The following is a 22,693-nucleotide window of genomic DNA, read 5'->3' as shown; positions in this document are numbered from 1 at the left end:
GTCCCGCGGCGGGCCGAGAGCTGTGCTCGCTTATCTCATCAGGCGGTTCTTCGCCGCCGCAGTGATGCTTGTGGTCATCGTCATGGTGGTCTTCGGCATCTTCTTCCTCATCCCCAAGTGGGCCGGCGTAGACATCGCCTTGAGCTTCGTGGGCAAGCAGGCCGACCCTGCCGCCGTCGAGGGTGTGCGCGAGAAGCTGGGCCTGGGCGACCCGATCTACGCCCAGGTCTGGGAGTTCTTCAAGGGAATTTTCGCCGGCCGTACCTACACGGGCGGCGGGGACACCATCCACTGTGCCGCGCCGTGCTTCGGCTACTCCTTCCGTAGCGAGCAGGCCGTCTGGCCGGTGCTGACCGACCGCTTCCCGGTGACCCTGGCGCTCGCGCTCGGTGCCGCCGTGCTGTGGCTGATCATGGGCGTCTCGGCCGGTGTGCTCTCCGCGCTCAAGCGGGGCAGCCTGTGGGACCGCGGTGCGATGGTCGTCGCGCTGTCGGGTGTCTCCCTCCCGATCTACTTCACGGGCATGCTCGCCCTGTCGATCTTCGTCTACGGACTGGATCTGTTCGACGGGCAGTTCCACCCGCTGGAGGAAGGCTTCAGCGGCTGGTTCGGCGGCATGATCCTGCCGTGGGTCACCCTGGCCTTCCTGTACGCGGCCATGTACGCCCGCATCACCCGGGCCACCATGCTCGAGATCCTCGGTGAGGACTACATCCGCACCGCTCGCGCCAAGGGCCTCAAGGAAACGACCGTCATCGGCAAGCACGCCATGCGTTCCACGATGACGCCCCTGCTCACCATGCTCGGCATGGACCTCGGTGCCCTCATCGGCGGCGCGATCCTGACCGAGACCGCGTTCAGCCTGCCCGGTCTCGGCCAGGCCGTGCTCAACGCCATCAAGAACCAGGACCTGCCCATCATCCTGGGCGTCACCCTGGTGACCTCCGTAGCGGTGCTCGTCGCCAACCTCGTGGTGGACATCCTGTACGCCGTGATCGACCCCCGAGTGAGGCTCACATGACCGAACTCAGCAAGAGCGGAGCGGCCGTGGGCGAGCCCACCCCCGCTTCGCCCGCGCCGAAAGCCTTCCTTGAGGTCCGTGACCTCAAGGTGCACTTCCCCACGGACGACGGTCTCGTCAAGTCCGTCGACGGGCTCAGCTTCCAGCTGGAGAAGGGCAAGACCCTCGGTATCGTGGGTGAGTCCGGCTCCGGCAAGTCGGTGACCTCGCTCGGCATCATGGGCCTGCACACCGCCGGCCAGTACGGCAAGCGCAAGGCGCAGATCTCCGGCGAGATCTGGCTGGACGGCACCGAGCTGCTCTCCGCCGACCCGGACCACGTGCGCAAGCTGCGTGGCCGCGAGATGGCGATGATCTTCCAGGACCCGCTGTCCGCGCTGCACCCGTACTACACGATCGGTCAGCAGATCGTGGAGGCGTACCGGATCCACCACGACGTCGACAAGAAGACCGCGAAGCGACGCGCGGTCGAGATGCTCGACCGGGTGGGCATCCCGCAGCCGGACAAGCGCGTGGACAGCTACCCCCACGAGTTCTCCGGCGGTATGCGCCAGCGCGCGATGATCGCGATGTCGCTGGTCAACAACCCCGAGCTGCTGATCGCGGACGAGCCGACGACCGCCCTCGACGTCACCGTCCAGGCGCAGATCCTCGACCTGATCCGTGACCTCCAGAAGGAGTTCGGCTCCGCGGTCATCGTCATCACCCACGACCTGGGTGTGGTGGCCGAGCTGGCCGACGACATCCTGGTGATGTACGGCGGCCGTTGTGTGGAGCGGGGACCGGCGGAGAAGGTGTTCTACGAGCCCCGCCACCCCTACACCTGGGGTCTGCTCGGCTCGATGCCGCGTCTCGACCGCGACCAGCAGGAGCGTCTGATCCCGGTCAAGGGCTCCCCGCCCTCCCTGATCAACATCCCGTCCGGCTGCGCCTTCAACCCGCGCTGCCCGTACGCGGACCTCCCGAAGGACAACGTCACCCGCACCGTCCGGCCCGAGCTCGCCGAGGTCGGCAGCCGGCACTGGGCGGCCTGCCACATGGGCACGGAGCAGCGGGAGCGTATCTGGACCGAAGAGATTGCGCCGAAGCTGTGAGTGACGACAAAGCGGTGACGATTCCCGCACAGAGCACCGGACCGGGCCGTGCCGACGGCGAGGTCCTGCTGAAGGTCACCGGGCTCCAGAAGCACTTCCCGATCAAGAAGGGCCTGCTCCAGCGGCAGGTCGGGGCGGTGCACGCGGTCGACGGCCTGGACTTCGAGGTCCGTTCCGGCGAGACCCTCGGTGTCGTGGGCGAGTCCGGCTGCGGCAAGTCGACGATGGGCCGGCTGATCACCCGGCTGCTCGAACCGACCGGCGGCAAGGTCGAGTTCCAGGGCAAGGACATCACGCACCTCGGGGTGGGCGGCATGCGTCCGCTGCGCCGCGATGTGCAGATGATCTTCCAGGACCCGTACTCGTCGCTGAACCCGCGTCACACCATCGGCACGATCATCGGCGCTCCCTTCAAGCTCCAGGGCGTCACGCCCGAGGGCGGCATCAAGAAGGAAGTGCAGCGGCTGCTGTCGGTCGTGGGTCTCAACCCCGAGCACTACAACCGCTACCCGCACGAGTTCTCCGGCGGTCAGCGCCAGCGCATCGGCATCGCCCGCGCGCTCGCGCTGAACCCGAAGCTCGTCGTGGCCGACGAGCCGGTGTCCGCGCTGGACGTGTCGATCCAGGCGCAGGTCGTGAACCTGCTGGACGACCTCCAGCAGGAGCTCGGCCTGACGTACGTGATCATCGCGCACGACCTGTCGGTCGTCCGGCACGTCTCGGACCGGATCGCGGTGATGTACCTCGGCAAGATCGTGGAGCTGGCCGACCGCGAGCAGCTCTACAAGTCGCCGATGCACCCGTACACCAAGGCGCTCATGTCGGCGGTGCCGATCCCGGACCCGAAGCGGCGGAACGCCAAGAGCGAGCGGATCCTGCTCCAGGGTGACGTGCCCTCGCCGATCTCGCCGCCGAGCGGCTGCCGTTTCCACACCCGGTGCTGGAAGGCGACGCAGATCTGCAAGACGACCGAGCCGAAGCTGATCGAGCTGCGGACCGGCCAGCAGGTCGCCTGCCACCACCCGGAGAACTTCGCGGACCAGGCTCCGCAGGACACCGTCCTGCTGACCGTCGCGAAGGCGGCGGCTGAGCTGGTGGCCGACGAGGTGCTCGCGGAGTCGGCGGAGACGTCGGCGGCGGTGGCGGCCGAGGTGGCCGCCGCGGCGGAGCCCGAGGCAGCCGCTGGGGACGCGTCGGAGACCGTCGCGGACGAGCCGGAGGCTGCTGCGGACGAGGCCGAGAGCGCCGAGTCGGAGCCCGAGGCCCCCGCGTCGGAGCCCGAGGCCCCGTCGGCCGAGACCGAGGCTTCCGCGGAGACCAAGGTCACCAAGGAAACCGGCGACAAGTAAACCCAACATCGAGCCCCCGCCTTGCAATGGAAGGCGGGGGCTCAGTGTTGCGTCACAATGTAAGGGTGATCCAGCAGCTCTTCACTCCGTCCGTCCAGCACACCCTCGACCTGGTCGGCATTTTCGTCTTCGCCATCTCGGGGGCGCTGCTGGCCGTTCGCAAGAACTTCGACGTCTTCGGCATCGCCGTGCTCGCCGAGGTCACCGCGCTGGGTGGCGGGCTGTTTCGGGATCTGGTCATCGGCGCGGTGCCGCCGGCCGCCTTCACCGACCTCGGGTACTTCCTCACCCCGCTGCTCGCCGCCCTGCTGGTGATCTTCCTCCACCCGCAGGTGGAGCGCATCCAGATGGGCGTGAACGTCTTCGACGCGGCAGGCCTCGGCCTGTTCTGCGTCACGGGCACGACGAAAGCGTACGACTACGGGCTCAACCTCACCGCGTCGGCGGCGCTGGGCCTGGCGACCGCCGTCGGCGGGGGTGTGCTGCGGGACGTCCTGGCCAACGAGGTGCCCTCACTGCTCCGCTGGGACCGCGATCTCTACGCGGTCCCGGCGATCGTGGGCGCCACGATGGTGGCGCTCTGCATCCGCTACGACGCCCTCACCCCGCTGGCCAGCGGTTTCGCGGCACTCACGGCGTTCGTGCTGAGGCTGCTCGCGATGCGGTACCACTGGCGAGCGCCGCGCGCGTGGAACCGGCGTTCGACCGTGCGGGAGGAGTAGGGCCCCCGGCCGGCACGCGATGCTGGTCCAGCTGGACGGTCAGCCAGCGGAACGCCGGCACCACCTGCGGCCGCCACAGCGCCATGGTGTGACCGCCCGCGCTCTTCGGGACGGGGACCACGTGCACGGCCGTCGGTGCCTTCGCCTCCCGCTGGAGGTCCAGCGCGGCCTCGTAGCCGTCGTGCGGCTGGCCGGAGAGGTAGAGGGCCACGGCGGGCGGGGTGGCGGCCCGGCCCAGCAGCAGACACGGGTTGTTGGCCCGGCGCAGCGCGGGGTCCTGGCCGGTGAGCGAGTCCCGCTCGCCGGCCGGGTCGTTGTAGCCGGACAGACTCACCGCCGCCCGGTAGCGGTCGGGGTGGGCGACGGCCAGCTTGACGGCGCAGTGCGCGCCGGCCGAGTACCCGGCGACCGCCCACCCCCTGGGCGCGGGCTGGGCGCGGAAGTTGTCCATGACCATCTTCGGCACGTCGAGGCTCAGCCAGCTGTCCGCGTTGACGGTGCCCGGCACGTTGGCGCAGCCGGTGTCCACCCCGGGCAGCAGGGTGGTGCGCGGTGCGACCAGGATGAACGGCGCGACCCTGCCGTCCCGCATCAGCGGCGCCAGCTGGGCGGGCGCGCGCAGCGAACCGAACCAGGACTTCGGCGAGCCCGGGTAGCCCGGCAGCAACTCCACGACGGGGAACCGGTGGTGCCGGTAGGCGGGCTCGTCGTACTGCGGGGGCAGCCAGACGTAGACCTCGGCGTTCACGCCGGAGACCCGGCCCTTCAGCTGGGTGACGCGGACCCCGCCGGCCTGGTGCATGCCCGGCCCGTCGGCCTGGACGAAGGTCTGGCGGACCCGGGGCAGCCGGTCCAGCGCGATGCCGCCGGTGCCGTCGGCGCCGAGGTCGGCGGCCTGCTCCACATGGTCACCGGTGCCCAGGAGGTCGCCCCACGTGTCGTACAGACTGTTGGCGTTGTTGACCAGGGTGAAGACCAGGGCGACGGCGGTGCCCTGGGCGAACAGCAGCATCAGCACCCGGGCGGCGGCCCGCAGGATCCGTGGACCGCGCAGCCGTGACCACAGGGCCAGGGGCAGTGCGACGGCGACGGCCGACAGCGCGATCAGGGTGAGGAGGAACGGAGTCCCGGTGAGGCTCATGTCCCGGTAGAGGGGGCGACGAGGCCTCAGGTTCACGGATGAGTACGGACACTTACCAAGAAATTGCCCCGGTCTCACCGTCGTGACGCCGAGTCCGTGGACAAAGCTACCGCTTAGTAATCACTTGTTGTACCGTTCAGGCATGCCAGAAGCAGCTACCGCGGCGGCCGCGCGGGCCACCATCGGCGACAGTGAGTTCGACCGGGACACCGCGCTGACCCGGCGCGCACCCGGCGTCTACGACATCGACCTCTCGGCCGGCTGGACGATCATCAGTGCCGTCAACGGCGGCTACCTGCTCGCCGTCCTCGGCCGCGCCCTCGCGGACGCCCTGCCGCACCAGGACCCGTTCACGATCTCGGCGCACTACCTGACCGCCTCCCAGCCCGGCCCCGCCGTCGTGCGCACGGACGTGGTGCGCACCGGCCGCACCCTGTCGACCGGCCAGGCCTCGCTCCTCCAGTACGACGACGAGGGCAACGAGGTCGAGCGGATCCGCGTCCTCGCCTCCTACGGCGACCTGGACGCCCTGCCCGACGACGTGCGGACGACGGCGAAGCCGCCCGAGATCCCGCCCATCGACCGGTGCTTCGGCCCCGAGGACGGCCCGGCGCCGGTCGACGGCAGCTCCGCGATCGCCGACCGGCTGATGCTCAAGCTCGACCCCTCGACCCTGGGCTGGGCGCTCGGACAGCCCTCCGGCAAGGGCGAGATGCGGGCCTGGTTCGGCCTGAAGGACGGCCGCGACCCCGACCCGCTCTCCCTGCTCCTCGCGGTGGACGCGCTGCCCCCCACGGCCTTCGAGATCGGCCTGCGCGGCTGGGTCCCCACGGTCGAACTCACGGTCCACGTCCGCTGCCGCCCCGCCCCGGGCCCCCTCCGTGTGGCCATCACCACCCGCAACCTCGCGGGCGGCTTCCTGGAGGAGGACGCCGAGGTCTGGGACAGCCAGGACCGACTGGTGGCCCAGTCCCGCCAGTTGGCACGGGTCAGGCTCGGCTGAGCGGCGCCCGCCCTGGGGGGCGGCTCGGCAGGGTGCGCGCGTCGGACGCGGTGCAGGGGTCCTCTGTCACGGAGCTGTACCAGCGCGCGACCGGGTGCAGGAGGTGAACTCCCTGGCCAGGCAGGTTTCTTGAGGGGTGCTTTACCCGATTGACAGGCGGCGGACAGAGGAGGCCCAAGGAAGCCCCAGTCGGCGTTGTCACAGTTCCCGCCTCAGGACTCCCTCATCTTGCTTGGAGCTGTCTCTCATGAAGCGTGTGCCGATGCCGAAGCGTCTCGTCCCCGCGGTGGCGCTGCTGGCGCTCTCGCCCCTCGCCCTGGCGGCCTGCGGCTCGGGCGACTCGTCGTCCTCGAACAGCGGCACCTCCGGCCAGCAGTCCTGCCAGCCGCCCTCGGGCATGCCGAGCGGGGCGCCGAGCGGTGCTCCGTCGGGCGCGCCGAGCGGCGCCGCCTCCGGCGGGCCCACCGGCACTCCGACGGGCACCCCGACCGGTGTTCCGTCGGGTATGCCGAGCGGTGGCCCCGGTGGCGGTGGCCAGGGCGGCCCCGGCGGCGGTCAGGGCGGCGGCTGCGGCGGGCCGGGCGGCGGCGGCGCGCCGAGCCAGCAGGCGCAGCAGCAGGGCTGACCGACCGTCGGTCCTCGTCCGGCAGGGGCGGCGCATCCGGGAACGGGTGCGCCGCCCCTGTGTGTGCGGGGCACCCGGTGCGGTGCGGTGGGTCGGTCGAGCCGGTGCGGTGCGGTGCGGTGCGGTGGGTCGGTCGAGCCGGTGCCGGTGCCGGTGCCGGTGTTCGTGCCGGTGCCGCTGCGTCAGTCGAGCCAGTGGTGGCGGCCGATGCTGATGAGCCGCATCTGACGGGTGACGAGCTGGGCGACGCGCTCCTGCTCCTCCTCCGGGGCCTCCAGGGACTCCAGGAAGAGCGACGCCGTGACGAGCATCTGGTCCACGAACAGGTGCGCCAGCATCAGCAGGTCGTCCTCGCTCCAGCCCGCCGACTCGGGGTCCTTGGCCAGCTCGGCCCGCACCTCCTCGGCGAACCGGCCCAGTTGGCTGCGGATGGCCTCCCGTACCGGCTGCACCCCGCCGTGCCGCTCCCGCGCGATGAACCGGACGTGCGCCGGCTGGGTGTGCACATGATGGGCGATCAGCTCGACGGCGCGGGTGATGCGTTCCTCGCTGCTGCGGGCGCCGGCCACCGTGTTCTGGATCATCGGGTGCAGGCTGCCCAGCGCCTCCTCGACCAGCGCCACGCCGAGATCCGCGGTGGACCGGAAGTGCCGGTAGAAGGCGGTCGGCGCGACCCCGACGGCCCGGGTGACCTCCCGCAGGCCCAGGCTGCTCAGGCTCTGTTCCTCCAGCAGACCGAGCGCCGCGTCCAGGAGTGCCTGCCGGGTCTTCTGCTTCTGGGCCTGCCGGATGCCGAGGGTGTGACTCATGTCATCCAGTTAACAACTGTTCTCCGGAATTGAAAAGTCGTCGGACACGCTAGACTCAGGAGTCAGTGAACAAGTGTTACTACAACTGTTCACCGAAACGTAACGAGAGACGGCCGTGAGAGCCGTCCGGAGGGGGTTTCATCCCATGCTGTTCCTCGTCGCCGCACTACTGCTGCTCGGCGTCGTCATGGGCACCGTGGCCCACGCGCCGTTCGCCTTCACCCTCGTCGCCGGTGCCGTGATCGCCGCCTGGCTCGGCGTCTTCGCGCTCCGCGAGCGCCACGGCCGCCGCCGGCCCACCTCGACCCACTGACCCGCGCCCTTCCCTCGGCAGGAGCTGACAACGTCATGCAACTCACCGCACCGGCCACCCCGGCCCCCCGGCGCACCGGCACCCGCGACGCCGACGGCATGGCCGTCGCGTCCTTCATCCTGGGCCTGCTGGGCCTGCTCGTCCTCAACGTCTTCCTCGGCCCCATCGCCATCGTCCTGGCGGCCGTCGCCCTCTGGCGCGGTACGGCCCGCCGCGGCCGCGCGTTCCTCGGGCTCGCCCTGGGCGTCGCCGACCTGCTCGTCCTGCTGGCCTTCATGCAGGCGGACTCGACGATCTCGTGGAGCTTCTGAACCGCCGCGCACCCGCTCGGCGTCCACGTGGCCGACCGCGCCGCGAGGCCCTCTACCGTGTCCCCGTAGAATCGGGGTCACCATGGCTTACCTCGACCACGCCGCGACCACCCCGATGCTCCCGGAGGCGGTCGAGGCACTCGCCGCGCACCTGAGCGTCACCGGCAACGCCTCCTCCCTGCACGCGTCCGGCCGCAAGGCCCGCCGTACGGTCGAGGAAGCGCGTGAGACCCTCGCGGAAGCGCTCGGCGCCCGCCCCAGCGAGGTCGTCCTCACCTCCGGCGGCACCGAGGCCGACAACCTCGCCGTCAAGGGCCTGTACTGGTCGCGCCGCGACGCCGACCCGGCCCGCACCCGTGTCCTGGCCAGCCCCGTCGAACACCACGCCGTCCTCGACGCCGTGCACTGGCTGGGCGAGCACGAGGGCGCCACCGTCGAGTACCTCCCGGTCGACACGTACGGCCGGGTCCACCCCGACGCGCTGCGCGCGGCGATCGCCTGCGACCCCGACGACGTCGCCCTCGCCACCGTCATGTGGGCCAACAACGAGATCGGCACGGTCATGCCGGTCCGTGAACTGGCCGACGTCGCCGCCGAGTTCGACATCCCGCTGCACGCCGACGCCGTCCAGGCCTTCGGTCAGATCCCGGTCGACTTCGCCGCCTCCGGCCTCGCCGCGATGACGGTCTCCGGCCACAAGGTCGGCGGCCCGTACGGCATCGGCGCCCTCCTCCTCGGCCGCGAGTACAGCCCCGTGCCCGTGCTGCACGGCGGCGGCCAGGAACGCCACGTCCGCTCCGGCACCCTCGACGTCCCCGCGATCGCCTCCTTCGCGGTCGCCGGCCGGCTCGCCGCCGAGCAGCACGAATGGTTCGCCCGCGAGATCGGTGCCCTGCGCGACGGCCTCGTCTCCGCGATCCGGGCGGCCGTCCCGGACGCGATCCTCGGCGGCGACCCGGCACCGGGCGGCCGCCTCCCGGCCAACGCGCACTTCACGTTCCCCGGCTGCGAGGGCGATTCGCTCCTGCTGCTGCTGGACGCCCAGGGCATCGAGTGCTCCACCGGCTCCGCCTGCACCGCCGGTGTGGCCCAGCCCAGCCACGTCCTGCTCGCCACCGGCACCGACCCGGACCTGGCCCGCGGCACCCTGCGCTTCTCCCTCGGCCACACCTCCACCGAGGCCGACGTCGAAGCGGTCGCCAAGGCCATCGGCCCGGCGGTGGAACGGGCGCGCGCGGCGGGCCTGACCTGAGAAACCGGTTTGCCGCCCCGGATCACGGGTGGCTAGCGTCGCCACCCGTGACCCCGACGCTGCGCACCGCCCGCCTGGCCCTCGACCCGTACCTCCCGGGGGACGAGGAGAGCTTCGTCGCCCTGTTCCAGGACCCGAGGGTGTCCCGGTGGATGGGTGACGGACCCGCCTCCGAGGAGGACGACCGCGCCCTGTTCCGACGGGTGTTCACCAAGGTGTACGCCCACAACCTGTTCGACGTCTGGGCGGTGCGCCGCGACGGACGGCTGATCGGCCACGCGGAGATCAAGCCGACCGAGGACTCCGGAGGCCACGAGATCGTCTACGCCCTGCTCCCCGAGGTCTGGGGCAGCGGCCTGGGCACCGAACTGGCCGAGGGGCTCGTCGCCCACGGCTTCGACACCCTCGGGCTGACCGAGGTGCACGCCACCGTGGCCGCGGAGAACGAGGCCTCACTGGCCCTGCTGGGCCGGATCGGCTTCGCTCACGTCCGGGACATCCCGGAGGACGACGGTGGCGTCACCCGGCTGCTGACCCGCCGACGCCCCTGACGGTGCGAGGCCCGCTAGCCGTCCATGACCATCAGGGCCGCCATCATGCCCTCGTCCTCGTGCTGGAGCAGATGGCAGTGGAGCATGTACATGTAGGTGTCGTCGGTGAAGTCGGTGAACTTCATCGCGATCTTGATGGAGCCGCCGCCGACCACCTCGAAGGTGTCGAACCAGCCGAGGTCGACGCCGGTGGGTTCCTCGCCGTTGATCTCGATCAGCTGGAACGGCACATCGTGCAGATGGAACGAGTGCTCCAGCTGCGTCCCGTTGCTGATCGTCCAGACCTCCTCGGCGTCCAGGGTGGTCATGATCGTCGCCATGCCGTCCATGGTGGTGCCCACGGAGCCGTTGATCGTCATGTTCTGCCCGCTCTGACCGAGGGTGATCGTCCGCGCGGCGAAGTCGGCCGTGTCGTACCGGGTGATCGTGGTGAGCGTGCTCGGCAGGTCGTCGGGCGTGTCGGTGGCCTCCGGCGTGACGGTCAGGAAGTCGTACGTGCCGCTGCCGCCCCGGATCCAGCCGGTGGTGACGACGGCCTGGAGCGTGACCGCGTCCGCCAGGTCGAGGACGAACTCGGCGCGGGCGCCCGCCACCAGCCGGATGGTGGTCACCTCGGTGGGCTCGGTGAGATAGCCCTGGTCGGTGGCGATCTGGGTGAGCGTGCCGCCGTCGCCGCGCTGGATGGTCATGATGTCGGCGGGGGAGGCGTTCAGCACGCGGAAGCGGATGCGGGTTTTGGTGGCGGTGAAGCCCAGGGTGGTCGAGTCGACGTTGGTGCCGTTGCACAGCACCGGGTAGCTGAGGCCGGAGCCGAGGTAGCCGGTGACGTTGTACTTGATGTCGCCGCTGCTGTCGGCCGCGAGACACTGGAGGATGATCGGGATGTCGTCGACGCCGTACTCGCTCGGCAGCGCGGCCGAGGCGTCCGAGTCGTCCTCGACGATGATCATCCCGGCCAGGCCGTGGACGACCTGCTCGGCCGTGGTGCCCAGGGCGTGCGGGTGGTACCAGAGCGTCTTGGCCTCGTCCTTGACCTCGAAGGTGGGCGACCAGGTCTCGCCGTCGGCGAAGGAGTTCTGCGGGCCGCCGTCCATCTTGGGCGGGATGTGGGCGCCGTGGAAGTGGACCGTGGTGTCGGCGCCCAGGGTGTTGGTGATGTTCAGCAGGACCGTGTCGCCGGTGGTCCATTTCATGGTCGGGCCGAGGTAGGAGCCGTTGTAGCCGGCCGTGGTGCTGCTGACCCCGCTGATCACCTCGTTCGTGCCGGTCTTCGCGGTCAGGGTGTAGGTGGTGGTGCCGTCGGAGGTGGTGCCCTCCAGCAGGTCGGGGACGGTGAGGGTGCCGGTGGCGTCCGCGGCGGCCGCCTTGTTGGCGTTGCCGCCGCTCAGCAGGGAGAAGGTCGCTCCCGCCGCGCCGACGGCGCCCAGCCCGACCCCCGCCATCCCGCCGAGGAACTTCCGCCGGTGCAGGCCCTTGCCGCCCTTGCGCTGCCGTCCCGCGCCGGAGGCGGGCTCTGTGGTGTGCGTCATGGGCGTGGAGCTTCGGGCCCGGGGCTATGTGAGGACTGAGGCGTACGTAGGAGCGAGCCGGGGAGGCTGTGCGGTCACCGCACCCGTCAACTCCCTTGAAGAAAAGCCAAGTTGGTGTGCCGCAGGTCACGCCCGGAGTGCGGGACATGTCGGGCGGGCCGCCCTCGCGCGGGGTTCACATACTCAGGTGTCTGTGACCTGCGTCACAGGCTCGATTTCAGGCGGAGGCGGTGTGCGCCGCAGCCACCAGCTTCATGTACCGGTCCCAGTCCCAGAGTTCGCCCGGGTCGGTGTGGTCCGTCCCCGGGACCTCCACATGCCCGACGATGTGCTCGCGGTCGACGGGTATGCCGTACCGCCGGCAGATGCCGGCCGCCAGCCGCGCCGACGCGGCGTACATCGCGTCGGTGAAGTCCTCCGGCCGGTCCACGAACCCCTCGTGCTCGATGCCTACACTCCGCTCGTTGTACCCCCGGTTGCCCGCGTGGTACGCCACGTCCAGCTCGCGGATCATCTGCGTGACCCGGCCGTCCTGGCCGACGATGTAGTGCGCGGCCGCCTGATGGCCCGGGTCCTGGAACGCCTTCACCGCGCTGTCCAGACCGCCCTGCGTGACATGCACGACGATCATGTCGATGCCGTAGTCGTCCGGCCGGTCCGCCCAGCGGAAGTTCGCCTCCGAGGCCGACACCCAGCGCGCGCCCCGGAAGTCGACCGCGCCCTCCACCCGCGGCCTGCGCACCCCAGGCAGCCGCCAGTACAGCCGCGCCAGCTCGTCCCGTGCCAGCACCGCCGAGCCCGCGGCCGCCGCCGCCCCGCCGATCAGCAGAGCCCGCCGCCCGATCCGCCGGTCGGAGTCGCGCTTCCTCGCCCCCATCGCCCGCCCTTTCTCGCCCCTCGTGATCGTCAACGGATATGCGCGGGCTCCGGTTCCCGGCGCCCCGTACCCTGGAAGGGTTATGACTGAGACCTCGCAGCGCTCCCGCCCCCTCCGCGTACTCGCCGCCATGTCCGGCGGGGTCGACTCCGCCGTCGCCGCCGCCCGCGCCGCGGAAGCCGGCCACGATGTGACCGGCGTCCACCTCGCGCTCTCCGCGAACCCGCAGTCCTTCCGCACGGGCGCGCGGGGCTGCTGCACCATCGAGGACTCGCGCGACGCCCGCCGCGCGGCCGACGTCATCGGCATCCCGTTCTACGTCTGGGACCTCGCCGACCGCTTCCGCGAGGACGTCGTCGAGGACTTCGTCGCCGAGTACGAGGCCGGCCGCACCCCCAACCCCTGCCTGCGCTGCAACGAGAAGATCAAGTTCGCCGCCCTGCTCGACAAGGCACTGGCCCTGGGCTTCGACGCCGTCTGCACGGGCCACTACGCCCAGGTGATCGTGAACGAGGACGGCACGCGCGAGCTGCACCGCGCCTCCGACATGGCCAAGGACCAGTCGTACGTCCTCGGCGTCCTCGACGAGAGGCAGCTCGCCCACGCGCTGTTCCCGCTCGGCGACACCGTCACCACCAAGGACGAGATCCGCGCGGAGGCCGAGCGCCGCGGCCTGGCCGTCGCCAAGAAGCCCGACTCCCACGACATCTGCTTCATCGCCGACGGCGACACCCAGGGCTTCCTCGCCCAGCGGCTGGGCCGCGCCGAGGGCGACATCGTCGACGAGTCCGGCACCAGGATCGGCACCCACGAGGGCGCGTACGGCTTCACCATCGGCCAGCGCAAGGGGCTGCGGATCGGCACCCCGGCCGCCGACGGCAAGCCGCGCTACGTCCTGGACATCTCCCCGGTGAACAACACGGTGACGGTCGGCCCGGCCGCCTCGCTGGACGTCCGTGCCCTGTCCGCCGTCAAGCCCCGCTGGTGCGGCGCCGCCCCGGTCGGCCCCGGCACCTACACCGCCCAGCTGCGCGCCCACGGCGGCGAGACCGAGGTCACCGCCGAACTCGTCGACGGTTCCCTCGAGGTCACCTTCACCGAGCCCGTCCGGGGCGTGGCCCCCGGCCAGGCGATCGTCCTGTACGACGACACGCGCGTGGTGGGCTCGGCGACGATCTCCGCCACCGTACGGGCGACGGCCGGAGTGTCCTAGAAGAGATCTTCGGGGCTCGGGGCAGGCCCACGACACGGGCCTATGAGGCCCCGAAGAACTCCGCCAGCACCGGCGCCAGCACATTCGGGTCCACCATGTGGGTCTGGCCTGGCCCTCCAGTACCCGGTACGTCCCGTGCGGTGCCGCCTCCGCGACCGCGCGGGTGGCCTCCCGCAGCCATCGCGGGCTGTCCCCGCCCGCCGCCGCCAGTACCGGTACGCCGACCGAGGCCAGCTGCTCCCGGGGCACCAGGCCGCCCGCCATCACCGCGTCGTCGTAGGCCAGCGTGGGCGCGATGGCCTCCATGCCGGCCCACATCGGTGACTGACGGGCCCGCTGGATCATCTCCTCGGCCAGGCCCGTCAGCCGCAGGAACAGCTCCACGGCGTCCCCGCGCCGGTCCTCGGCCAGCGCCCCGGTGAGGTCGGCGGAGTACGCGGCGCGCTCTCGGACCCCTTCCTCGTCGAGCGCGAACGGCGTCTCGTACACCGCCACCCGCCGCACCGGCAACCCGCTCGCCGCCGCCTCCAGCACCAGCGCGCCGCCCGAGGAGATCCCGTACAGCCCCGCCTCACCGCCCGCCGTGTCGATCAGCGCGGCCAGGTCCTCGACCTCCCGCTCCACCGCGTACGGCGCCGTGTCACCGCTCTCGCCCCGGCCTCGGCGGTCGTACAGGAGGACGGTGCAGTGCCGCGCCAGCAGCCCCGCCAGGGGTGCCACGGTGCCGCCCGTGGACATCGCCCCGCTCACCAGGATCACCGCGGGACCCTGCCCCGCGCGCGCGTACGCCACATCGGTTCCGTCGCGCGAAATGGTCTTCTTGTCCATGCCAGAGCAGACTGCCGCACGGCACGGTGGTCATCGCTCTACGACACTTCCACTTCGTAGAAGCAGAGGTGGTTCCTGATCGCGGCGACGTCGGGCTTGGGGTCGGGGTAAGACCAGACGAGGTCGGGCGCCTCCGGCAGCGACCAGTAGGACGCCGTGCCCTTGAAGGGGCAGTAGGTGTGGGTGTCGGACGGGGTCAGCAGATCCGTGCGCACGTCCGCCCGCGGAATGTAGTACCGCACCGGACAGCCGGTCTCGCGCAGCACTAGCGCCCGGTCGGTCTCGGCGAGCACCTGCTGTCCGTGGACGACCCTGATGTGCCGGTCGCCCCGCTCGATGGTGATCGTGTGTCCTTGGGTCATGCCCACAAAAAGCGCTCGCGGGCCCCCGGTTCTTCCCGCGTACGGTGGCTCCATGCGTATCTGTGTCTTTCTCTCCGCCGCCGACCTCGACGAGCGCTACACGCGCCCCGCGCGCGAGTTCGCGGAACTGCTCGGCAAGGGCGGCCACACGCTCGTCTGGGGCGGTTCGGACAGCGGTCTGATGAAGGTGGTCGCGGACGGCGTGCAGGAGACGGGAGGGCGGCTCTGCGGGGTGTCCGTGGACTTCCTCGCCGCCAAGGCCCGCGAGGGCGCCGACGAGATGGTGATCGCCACGAGCCTCGCCGAGCGCAAGAGGCTGCTGCTGGAGAAGTCCGACGCCGTCGTCGTCCTGGTCGGCGGGGCCGGCACCCTGGACGAGGCGACCGAGATCCTGGAGCTGAAGAAGCACGGGCACACCGAGAAGCCGGTCGTCCTGCTCAACACCGCGGGCTTCTACGACGGCCTGAAGACCCAGTTCCGGCGCATGGAGGACGAGGGTTTCCTGCCGCGCCCCCTGGCCGACCTGGTGTTCTTCGCGGAGGAGCCGGCCGGCGTGCTGGCCCATCTGGAGGCCGTGGCCACGGTGGCTCCGGCCGAGGCCCGGGGCGTCGCCTGACCCCGGGGTGATGCGAGCATGGCGGACATGGCTACTCATGTGATCACCGGGGCGGGTTCCGGCATCGGCGCCGCCGTCGCCCGCCGTCTGCACGCGCGCGGGGACGAACTCGTGCTGCACGCGCGCGACGCGGGCCGGGCGAAGGAACTGGCGGCCGCGTTCCCCGGGGCGCGCACGCTCGTCGGCGACCTCGCCGACCCCGACCGCCTGAGCTGGGCCTTCTCCCACCAGACGCTCCCCGACCGGGTGGACTCGCTGCTGCACATCGCCGGGGTCGTCGACCTCGGCCCGGTCGGCGAGCTGACCCCCAAGGCCTGGCGCCACCAGCTCGACGTCAACCTGATCGCCCCCGCCGAGCTGACCCGCCACTTCCTGCCCCAACTGCGCACCACGCGCGGGCACGTGGTGTTCGTCAACTCCGGCGCGGGCCTGCGGGCGAGCGCCGACTGGTCCGCCTACGCCGCCTCCAAGCACGGCCTCAAGGCGCTCGCCGACTCCCTGCGGAACGAGGAGCACGGCAACGGCGTCCGCGTCACCTCCGTCTACCCCGGCCGCACCGCCAGCCCCATGCAGGCCAAGGTGCACCAGCAGGAGGGCAAGGAGTACGACCCGGCCGAGTGGATCGACCCCGAGTCGGTCGCCACGACGATCCTGGTGGCGCTGGACCTGCCCAGGGACGCGGAGATCAACGATCTGACGGTACGGCCCGGGCGGTGAGGCCGGCATGACGGACGGTGCGCAGATCCGGGCCTGGCTCGACGAGGCCTGGAGCCGCACCGAGGCCGCGGTCGTGCTGGCCGGCGGGGACGACGCCGGTCCGCTCGCCCGGCGCCGGGTGCTCGCCGAGGTGTACGACGACGACGCCCTGGCCGAGCTGCGGGAGCTGACCACCACCGGCGCCTTCACGGGCGACATCTGCCGCTGCTTCGGCAGCCTGACCGTGGCCCTGCTGGACGCCCGCGGCGACTTCGTCGGCAGCGGCAGCCACCACGGCGGCACCGACATCTCCTGGGAACGCGGCCGCTTCCGCAACAACCTGGAGGTCGCCGACCCGGAGCGACTGGAGGCCTTCTTCCGCCGGCACGAGGTGTACGGGCGTCCCCCGGACGTTACGTAGGCTTCCGGGGTGAGCGAAAACAGGCAGTTCAGGTTCGGCCCCGCCACCGGCGTCGGGTCCCTCCCCGGCGGGGACGCGCGGGAGGCCGCCAAGACCGCCACCGGGTCCTTCGAGGACTTCCCCTTCCTGCCCGAGCTGCCGGCCCGCGGCCCCGGCGCGGACATGATCGGCCGGACCGCGGGGATGCTCGTCGAGCTGTACGCGCGCGTGGAGCCCAGCGGTTGGCGGCTCGGCGACCGGCCGGGCCGGGACACCCTGCGGGCCAGGTCGTGGCTCGGGGAGGACCTCGACGCGCTGGAGGAGTTCACCCAGGGCCACCAGGGCCCGCTCAAGGTGCAGGCCGTAGGCCCCTGGACGCTCGCCGCCGCCCTGGAGCTGCGCAACGGCGAGGCGGCCCTCTCCGACCCCGGCGCCTCCCGCGACCTCGCCGCCTCCCTCGCCGAGGGCCTGCGGCTGCACCTCGCGGAGGTCCGGCGCCGCGTGCCCGGCGCCCGGCTCGTCCTCCAGCTCGACGAGCCCTCCCTCACCGCCGTCCTGCGCGGCCACGTACGGAGCGCGAGCGGCTACCGCACCCATCGCGCCGTGGACCGCCAGCTCGTCGAGGCCACGCTCCGGGACGTCGTCGGGGTCCACAGCGACGGCCCCGTCGTGGTCCACTCGTGCGCCCCGGACGTGCCGTTCGCCCTGTTGCGCCGGGCCGGCGTCGACGGGGTCTCCTTCGACTTCTCGCTCCTCACCGAGCGTGACGAGGACGCGATCGGCGAGGCGGTCGAAGGAGGGACCCGACTCCTCGCCGGTGTCGTGCCCGGCACGGACTCCGCATTGTCGGACCCTGCCGGTAGCGTCATGGGTGTCAGGACGCTGTGGCGCAGGCTGGGGCTGCCACCGGGGCTGCTCGCGGAAGCGGTCACGATCACTCCGGCGTGCGGCCTCGCGGGGGCTTCCCCGGCGTACGCCCGCCGGGCGCTCGCCCACTGCGTCCAGGCGGCGAGATCCCTCGCGGACAACCCAGAGTAACGGGAGGACCACACGGTGGCCGGCGACAAGCAAGCGGAGACGACGGTGCCCACCGAGGCACGGGAGCAGCACGCGCAGCTCGCTGAGCAGATCGAGGAGCACCGCTTCCGGTACTACGTGAAGGACGCTCCCGTCGTCAGCGACGCGGAGTTCGACCGCCTCCTGCGCGCCCTGGAGGGGCTGGAGGAGCGGCACCCCGAGCTGCGCACGCCCGACTCGCCCACCCAGAAGGTCGCGGGCGCCTACGCGACCGAGTTCACGGCCGTCCAGCACCGCGAGCGCATGCTGTCGCTCGACAACGCCTTCGACGACCTGGAACTGGCCGCCTGGGCCGAGCGCGTCCACCGGGACGTGGGCGCCTCCGCCTACCACTTCCTGTGCGAGCTGAAGGTCGACGGACTCGCCGTCAACCTCACCTACGAGAACGGCCGGCTCACCCGCGCGGCGACCCGCGGCGACGGCCGGACCGGCGAGGACATCACGCCCAACGTCCGCACCATCGCAGAGATCCCGGACCGGCTGACCGGCGACGGGGTGCCCACGCTCGTGGAGATCCGCGGCGAGGTCTACTTCCCGATGGAGAAGTTCGAGGAGCTGAACGCCCGTCTGGTGGAGGCCGGCGACAAGCCCTTCGCCAACCCGCGCAACGCGGCGGCCGGTTCACTGCGCCAGAAGGACCCGCGGGTCACCGCCACCCGCCCGCTGCACATGGTGGTCCACGGCATCGGCGCCCTGGAGGGCTACGAGGGCATGGACCGCCTCTCCGAGGCCTACGACCTCCTCAAGGGCTGGGGCCTGCCCACCTCCCCGCACAACAGGGTCGTCGACGACCTCGACGGCGTACGGCGGTTCATCGCGTACTACGGCGAGAACCGGCACTCCGTCGAGCACGAGATCGACGGCGTGGTGGTGAAGCTCGACGAGATCCGCCTCCAGGGCCGGCTCGGCTCCACGGCCCGCGCGCCGCGCTGGGCGATCGCCTACAAGTACGCGCCGGAGGAGGTCAACACCAGGCTGGTCGACATCAAGGTGGGCGTCGGCCGCACCGGCCGCGTCACACCGTACGCCCAGGTCGAGCCGGTGCACGTGGCCGGATCCGAGGTCGAGTTCGCCACCCTGCACAACCAGGAGGTGGTCAAGGCCAAGGGCGTCCTGATCGGTGACACCGTGGTGCTGCGCAAGGCCGGTGACGTGATCCCCGAGATCCTCGGCCCGGTCGCCGATCTGCGGGACGGCAGCGAGCGCGAGTTCGTGATGCCGGCGCGGTGCCCCGAGTGCGGGACGCCGCTGAAGGCCATGAAGGAGGGCGACATCGACCTCCGCTGCCCCAACGCGCGTACCTGCCCGGCGCAGTTGCGGGAACGGGTCTCCTACCTCGCGGGCCGTGAGTGCCTGGACATCGAGCACTTCGGGGACGTCGTCGCGGCCGCCCTCACCCGCCCGCTGGAGCCGGCCGACCCGCCGCTGGTGGACGAGAGCGGCCTCTTCGACCTCACCGTCGAGAAACTGCTTCCCATCAAGGCGTACGTCCTCGACAAGGACAGCGGGCTGCCCAAGCGCGACCCGAAGACCGGCGAGGAGAAGATCGCCACCGTCTTCGCCAACCAGCAGGGCGAACCGAAGAAGAACACGCTTGCCCTGCTGGAGAACATCGAGGCCGCCAAGGCCCGCCCGCTGGCCCGCTTCATCAACGGCCTCTCCATCCGGCACGTCGGCCCGGTCTCGGCCGAGGCGCTCGCCCGCAACTTCCGCTCGATCGACCGGATCGACGAGGCCTCCGAGGAAGAACTGAGGAACACCGACGGGGTCGGCCCGATCGTGGCCGCCGCGGTGAAGCAGTGGTTCGCCGAGGAGTGGCACCGGGAGATCATCCGGAAGTGGAAGGAGGCCGGCGTCCCTCTCGTGGAGGAGGGGACCGGCGAGGACGAAGGCCCCCGCCCCCTCGAAGGCCTGACGGTCGTCGTCACCGGCACGCTCGAACACTTCACCCGTGACGGCGCCAAAGACGCACTCCAGAGCCGTGGCGCGAAGGTGACCGGCTCGGTCTCGAAGAAGACGTCGTTCGTGGTCGTGGGCGACAGTCCTGGTTCGAAGTACGACAAGGCGATGCAGCTCAAGGTGCCCGTACTGAACGAGGACGGCTTCACGGTCCTGCTCGAACAGGGACCGGAGGCGGCCGCAGAAGTCGCCCTTCCGGCCGAGGAGTAGGGGCAAGTGGCGGTTGAAGGTCACCCGTTCGGCGCATACCAGATGCATACGGGTGGCCGGTGTCCATTCGGGCAACCGTCGACGACCGCTGCCCGTGGAAGCCTTCTGCGGCCTACTGTTGAGATGTGCGCCCGCCGTGTCCGGCTGCGGTCGGGGCATCCCCGTGCTCGTGATGAGCGGGGGGAAGGGTTTTCCAACGCGGTGCCGTCGACGGTTGTCGGTCGACGGGCCGCGTTGTGTGGGCACCGCCGGCTGTGAGAGGGACGGGAATGGAACCGACCGAGAGCGCCGCCCCTGACTCACGGCTGCGCAGGCGCCGGGTCAGCGGCGTCTGGTGGGGAGGCCTGTGGGCGCCGCGCTCCGGGCGGCATCCGGGCGCGGACGGACCGCCGCCGCACACCGCCCTCGACACCCGCGCCCCCGCACGCTCCGCCGGCACCGCCTCCTCCGGCCCGCAGGGCACCTCGGGGCAGCCCGGCGCCGCGCGGCAGGCCGGACCCTCGGGGCTCACCGGCGCCTCCGGGCTGACCGACGCCTCGGGACTGCCCGGCGCGGAGTCCGACCGGCACCTGTCCTGGCCCGCGCTGCCCGCCGCGGTCATCGCGGCGGCCGGGTTCGTGCTCGGCGCCGGGTTCTACCGCGCCTTCGCCGGCAGCCACGCGCTCTTCCCGTCCGGCACGGCCGGCTGGTCGCTGGCCGTGCTGACCGGTGTCATCGTCGGCCACCTCGTGATGCTCGGCCGCGCCCGCTGGTGGGGCGGCACCGGCTCCGGCGCCGCCCTCACCCTCGCCGTCCTGCTGCTGTACGGCTGGGTGTCGGCCGGCATGGTCAGCCTCACCGTCGTCGTCCTGGTCGGCATAGCCCGGCGCCACCGCTGGCGACAGGGCGTCCTGCACGGCGCGGTGGACATCCTCGGCATCGGCGCGGGCGCGCTGCTGCTCGCCGCCTGCGGACCGGTGCCGTCCGTCGAACGGCCCTGGTACCCCGACAACTGGACGGTCTACACCGCCCCGCAGGTGATCCTGGTGGCCGTCGCCTACCTCGCGGTCACCCGCGTCCTGCTCTGGTACCTGCACGCGCCGCGCTTCGGCGGACTGCCCACGGTCGCCCGGACCGCGCTGGTCAGACAGGGTCTGGTCGCGGTGGCCCTGCTCGGGATCGCCCCGCTGATCTGCGTGGTGGCCGTGGCCAAGCCGATCCTGCTGCCCCTGTTCGCGATCCCGCTGATCGCCCTCGACTCCACCCTGTGGATAGCCCGGGCCCGCGCCGAGGAGCAGCTGCGCGACCCGCTGACGGGACTGCCCAACCGGCAGTGGCTGCTGGAACGCATCTGGACCGCCCTGGACGACGCCGAGCGCATCGGCGCCCGGGCCGCGCTGATGCTGATCGACCTCGACCGGTTCCGTTCGGTCAACGACACCCTCGGCCACCTGGCCGGTGACCGGCTGCTCCTCCAGATAGCCGAACGGCTGCGGGGCGCGCTGCCGCGCGGGGCGGAGGTCGCGCGGCTGGGCGGTGACGAGTTCGCCGTCTTACTGCCCGTCGCCGACTCCACCACCTCCGCGACCCGGGTCGCGCGCGGGCTCGTCACCATGCTCAGCTCTCCGCTCGACCTCGACGGGCTCACCCTGGTGCTGGAGGCCAGCGCCGGGGTCGCCGTCTTCCCCGACCACGCGCTCGACGCGGAGGGGATGCTGCGCCGGGCGGACGTGGCGATGTACCAGGCCAAGCGGGACCGTACGGGCGTGGAGGTGTACGAGTCCAAGCGGGACTCCAACACCCCCGACCGGCTCGGACTGCTGGGCGATCTGCGGCGGGCGCTCGACGCGCACGAGGTGCAGCTGCACTACCAGCCGAAGGTCCGGTTCGACGGGCAGGTGGCGGGGCTCGAGGCGCTGGTCCGGTGGGTGCACCCGGAGCGCGGGAAGGTCCCGCCTGACGAGTTCATAGCGATCGCCGAGTCGTCCGGGCTGATGCCGCACCTCACGGAGTACGTGCTGGATACGGCGCTCGGGCAGGTCGCCCGCTGGCGGGCGCAGGGGCTGTACGTCCCGGTCGCGGTCAACGTCTCCCCGCGCGACGTCCACACCCCGGGCTTCGCCGGCTCCGTCGCCGCCCGGCTGGCCCGGCACGGAGTGCCCGCGGGAGCGCTCCAGCTGGAGATAACGGAACACGTCCTGCTGGAGGACCCGCAGCGGGCCGCCGACACGCTGAACGGTCTGACCGGGCACGGCGTGAAGATGTCGCTGGACGACTTCGGCACCGGCTACTCCTCGCTGGTGCACCTGCGCCGTCTCCCGGTGAGCGAGCTGAAGATCGACCGCTCCTTCGTGGCACGGCTGGCGGTCGACACGGAGGACGCGGAGATCGTGCGCTGCACGGTGGACCTGGCCCATTCCCTCGGGCTCCTGGTCGTCGCGGAGGGCGTGGAGGACGACGAGACCTGGGAGCGCCTGCGGGACCTGGGCTGTGACGCGGTCCAGGGCTGGCTGGTGGCCGCGGCGATGCCCCCGGACGAGACGACGGCGTGGCTCCGCGCCCGGGGCTCCCGCGGCTGGCAGCGCCCGGCCGCCGCCCTCCCCGCGGCCGCCACCGACGACTGACCTCTCCCGCCCGGGCCACCGACTCACCCGTTCGGCGCATCCCGGCGACGACCTTTTCGGCGTCCGCTCCCGCGGTCGGCCCCGGCTCCCGCGGTCGGCCCCGGCTCCCGCAGCCAACCCTCGCAGCCGGAC

Annotated in this window: 22 protein-coding genes and 1 pseudogene; 17 read left to right on the top strand and 6 right to left on the bottom strand. The window is 71.7% G+C overall.

The window, feature by feature from the left end:
• Positions 1 to 22 precede the first annotated feature (22 nt).
• From IE275_RS36435 to IE275_RS36420, 4 genes are all read left to right on the top strand, one after another.
• On the top strand, positions 23 to 1,021 hold the full coding sequence (locus tag IE275_RS36435) for an ABC transporter permease (protein WP_189716940.1): 999 nt from the start codon (positions 23 to 25) through the stop codon (positions 1,019 to 1,021).
• Positions 1,018 to 2,115: an ABC transporter ATP-binding protein gene (locus IE275_RS36430; RefSeq protein ID WP_189716939.1), complete on the top strand. Its 1,098-nt coding sequence runs from the start codon at positions 1,018 to 1,020 to the stop codon at positions 2,113 to 2,115. The genes IE275_RS36435 and IE275_RS36430 overlap by 4 nt, the downstream gene beginning before the upstream one ends.
• A 14-nt stretch (positions 2,116 to 2,129) precedes the next feature.
• The gene (locus tag IE275_RS36425; RefSeq protein ID WP_373299359.1) at positions 2,130 to 3,464 is read left to right on the top strand and encodes an ABC transporter ATP-binding protein; all 1,335 of its coding nucleotides are present in this window, start codon (positions 2,130 to 2,132) and stop codon (positions 3,462 to 3,464) included.
• 65 nt (positions 3,465 to 3,529) lie between these two features.
• Positions 3,530 to 4,186 carry a trimeric intracellular cation channel family protein gene (locus IE275_RS36420; protein WP_189716937.1) on the top strand — a complete coding sequence of 219 codons (657 nt, stop codon included), beginning with the start codon at positions 3,530 to 3,532 and terminating at the stop codon, positions 4,184 to 4,186.
• Here the strand turns inward: IE275_RS36420 and IE275_RS36415 are convergent.
• A complete protein-coding gene (locus IE275_RS36415) occupies positions 4,095 to 5,327 on the bottom strand; it encodes an alpha/beta hydrolase (protein WP_189716936.1) in 1,233 nt (410 codons plus the stop codon). The genes IE275_RS36420 and IE275_RS36415 overlap by 92 nt on opposite strands.
• 142 nt (positions 5,328 to 5,469) lie before the next feature.
• Here IE275_RS36415 and IE275_RS36410 point away from each other — a divergent pair, with 142 nt between their 5' ends.
• Positions 5,470 to 6,330: a thioesterase family protein gene (locus IE275_RS36410; RefSeq protein ID WP_189716935.1), complete on the top strand. Its 861-nt coding sequence runs from the start codon at positions 5,470 to 5,472 to the stop codon at positions 6,328 to 6,330.
• Positions 6,331 to 6,592: 262 nt separating this feature from the next.
• Positions 6,593 to 6,955 (top strand): hypothetical protein, encoded by a 363-nt coding sequence (locus IE275_RS36405; RefSeq protein WP_229870971.1) that lies wholly within the window; start codon positions 6,593 to 6,595, stop codon positions 6,953 to 6,955.
• Positions 6,956 to 7,137: 182 nt separating this feature from the next.
• On the opposite strand, the gene IE275_RS36400 is transcribed toward IE275_RS36405, so the two are convergent.
• Entirely contained in the window at positions 7,138 to 7,764 is a 627-nt protein-coding gene (locus tag IE275_RS36400; RefSeq protein WP_189716933.1) for a TetR family transcriptional regulator, read from the bottom strand.
• Positions 7,765 to 7,909: 145 nt separating this feature from the next.
• Here IE275_RS36400 and IE275_RS36395 point away from each other — a divergent pair, with 145 nt between their 5' ends.
• The 4 genes from IE275_RS36395 to IE275_RS36380 all read left to right on the top strand — a co-directional run bounded on the left by IE275_RS36395 (position 7,910) and on the right by IE275_RS36380 (position 10,191).
• A complete protein-coding gene (locus tag IE275_RS36395; RefSeq protein WP_189716932.1) occupies positions 7,910 to 8,077 on the top strand; it encodes a hypothetical protein in 168 nt (55 codons plus the stop codon).
• 35 nt (positions 8,078 to 8,112) lie between these two features.
• Positions 8,113 to 8,388, top strand: a complete 276-nt coding sequence (locus IE275_RS36390; protein ID WP_189716931.1) for a DUF4190 domain-containing protein — start codon at positions 8,113 to 8,115, stop codon at positions 8,386 to 8,388.
• A gap of 82 nt (positions 8,389 to 8,470) precedes the next feature.
• Complete coding sequence (locus IE275_RS36385; protein WP_189716930.1) at positions 8,471 to 9,640, top strand: cysteine desulfurase family protein; 1,170 nt, start codon at positions 8,471 to 8,473, stop codon at positions 9,638 to 9,640.
• Between the two features lie 47 nt (positions 9,641 to 9,687).
• On the top strand, positions 9,688 to 10,191 hold the full coding sequence (locus IE275_RS36380) for a GNAT family N-acetyltransferase (RefSeq protein WP_189716929.1): 504 nt from the start codon (positions 9,688 to 9,690) through the stop codon (positions 10,189 to 10,191).
• Positions 10,192 to 10,205: 14 nt separating this feature from the next.
• Here the strand turns inward: IE275_RS36380 and IE275_RS36375 are convergent, their stop codons facing one another.
• Both IE275_RS36375 and IE275_RS36370 read right to left on the bottom strand, forming a co-directional pair.
• Positions 10,206 to 11,720, bottom strand: a complete 1,515-nt coding sequence (locus IE275_RS36375) for a multicopper oxidase family protein (protein WP_189716928.1) — start codon at positions 11,718 to 11,720, stop codon at positions 10,206 to 10,208.
• A gap of 217 nt (positions 11,721 to 11,937) precedes the next feature.
• A complete protein-coding gene (locus IE275_RS36370; protein WP_189716927.1) occupies positions 11,938 to 12,597 on the bottom strand; it encodes an N-acetylmuramoyl-L-alanine amidase in 660 nt (219 codons plus the stop codon).
• An 82-nt stretch (positions 12,598 to 12,679) separates the two neighbouring features.
• Between IE275_RS36370 and mnmA the strand changes: the two genes are divergently transcribed.
• Positions 12,680 to 13,810, top strand: coding sequence for a tRNA 2-thiouridine(34) synthase MnmA (gene mnmA, locus IE275_RS36365; protein ID WP_189716926.1), 1,131 nt, complete (start codon positions 12,680 to 12,682; stop codon positions 13,808 to 13,810).
• A 40-nt stretch (positions 13,811 to 13,850) separates the two neighbouring features.
• On the opposite strand, the pseudogene IE275_RS36360 reads toward mnmA, so the two are convergent.
• Positions 13,851 to 14,638 (bottom strand): annotated as a pseudogene (locus IE275_RS36360) (alpha/beta fold hydrolase).
• Between the two features lie 38 nt (positions 14,639 to 14,676).
• Positions 14,677 to 15,000 carry a DUF427 domain-containing protein gene (locus IE275_RS36355; RefSeq protein WP_189716925.1) on the bottom strand — a complete coding sequence of 108 codons (324 nt, stop codon included), beginning with the start codon at positions 14,998 to 15,000 and terminating at the stop codon, positions 14,677 to 14,679.
• A gap of 52 nt (positions 15,001 to 15,052) precedes the next feature.
• Between IE275_RS36355 and IE275_RS36350 the strand changes: the two genes are divergently transcribed.
• The 6 genes from IE275_RS36350 to IE275_RS36325 all read left to right on the top strand — a co-directional run bounded on the left by IE275_RS36350 (position 15,053) and on the right by IE275_RS36325 (position 22,561).
• Complete coding sequence (locus tag IE275_RS36350; RefSeq protein WP_189716924.1) at positions 15,053 to 15,616, top strand: LOG family protein; 564 nt, start codon at positions 15,053 to 15,055, stop codon at positions 15,614 to 15,616.
• Between the two features lie 18 nt (positions 15,617 to 15,634).
• Positions 15,635 to 16,333, top strand: coding sequence for an SDR family oxidoreductase (locus IE275_RS36345; RefSeq protein WP_189716923.1), 699 nt, complete (start codon positions 15,635 to 15,637; stop codon positions 16,331 to 16,333).
• 7 nt (positions 16,334 to 16,340) lie between these two features.
• Entirely contained in the window at positions 16,341 to 16,733 is a 393-nt protein-coding gene (locus tag IE275_RS36340) for a hypothetical protein (RefSeq protein ID WP_189716922.1), read from the top strand.
• 9 nt (positions 16,734 to 16,742) lie between these two features.
• Positions 16,743 to 17,750 carry a methionine synthase gene (locus IE275_RS36335; protein WP_189716921.1) on the top strand — a complete coding sequence of 336 codons (1,008 nt, stop codon included), beginning with the start codon at positions 16,743 to 16,745 and terminating at the stop codon, positions 17,748 to 17,750.
• 15 nt (positions 17,751 to 17,765) lie between these two features.
• Positions 17,766 to 19,958, top strand: coding sequence for an NAD-dependent DNA ligase LigA (gene ligA / locus IE275_RS36330; RefSeq protein WP_189716920.1), 2,193 nt, complete (start codon positions 17,766 to 17,768; stop codon positions 19,956 to 19,958).
• A gap of 269 nt (positions 19,959 to 20,227) precedes the next feature.
• A complete protein-coding gene (locus IE275_RS36325; RefSeq protein ID WP_189716919.1) occupies positions 20,228 to 22,561 on the top strand; it encodes an EAL domain-containing protein in 2,334 nt (777 codons plus the stop codon).
• Positions 22,562 to 22,693 lie beyond the last annotated feature (132 nt).

Origin of the sequence: Streptomyces phaeofaciens (assembly GCF_014648915.1) — a bacterium.
In the GTDB taxonomy this organism is placed as follows: Bacteria; Actinomycetota; Actinomycetes; order Streptomycetales; family Streptomycetaceae; genus Streptomyces; species Streptomyces phaeofaciens.
Note: the sequence above shows the minus strand (reverse complement) of the source record. Positions and strands in the feature narration are given on the sequence as shown.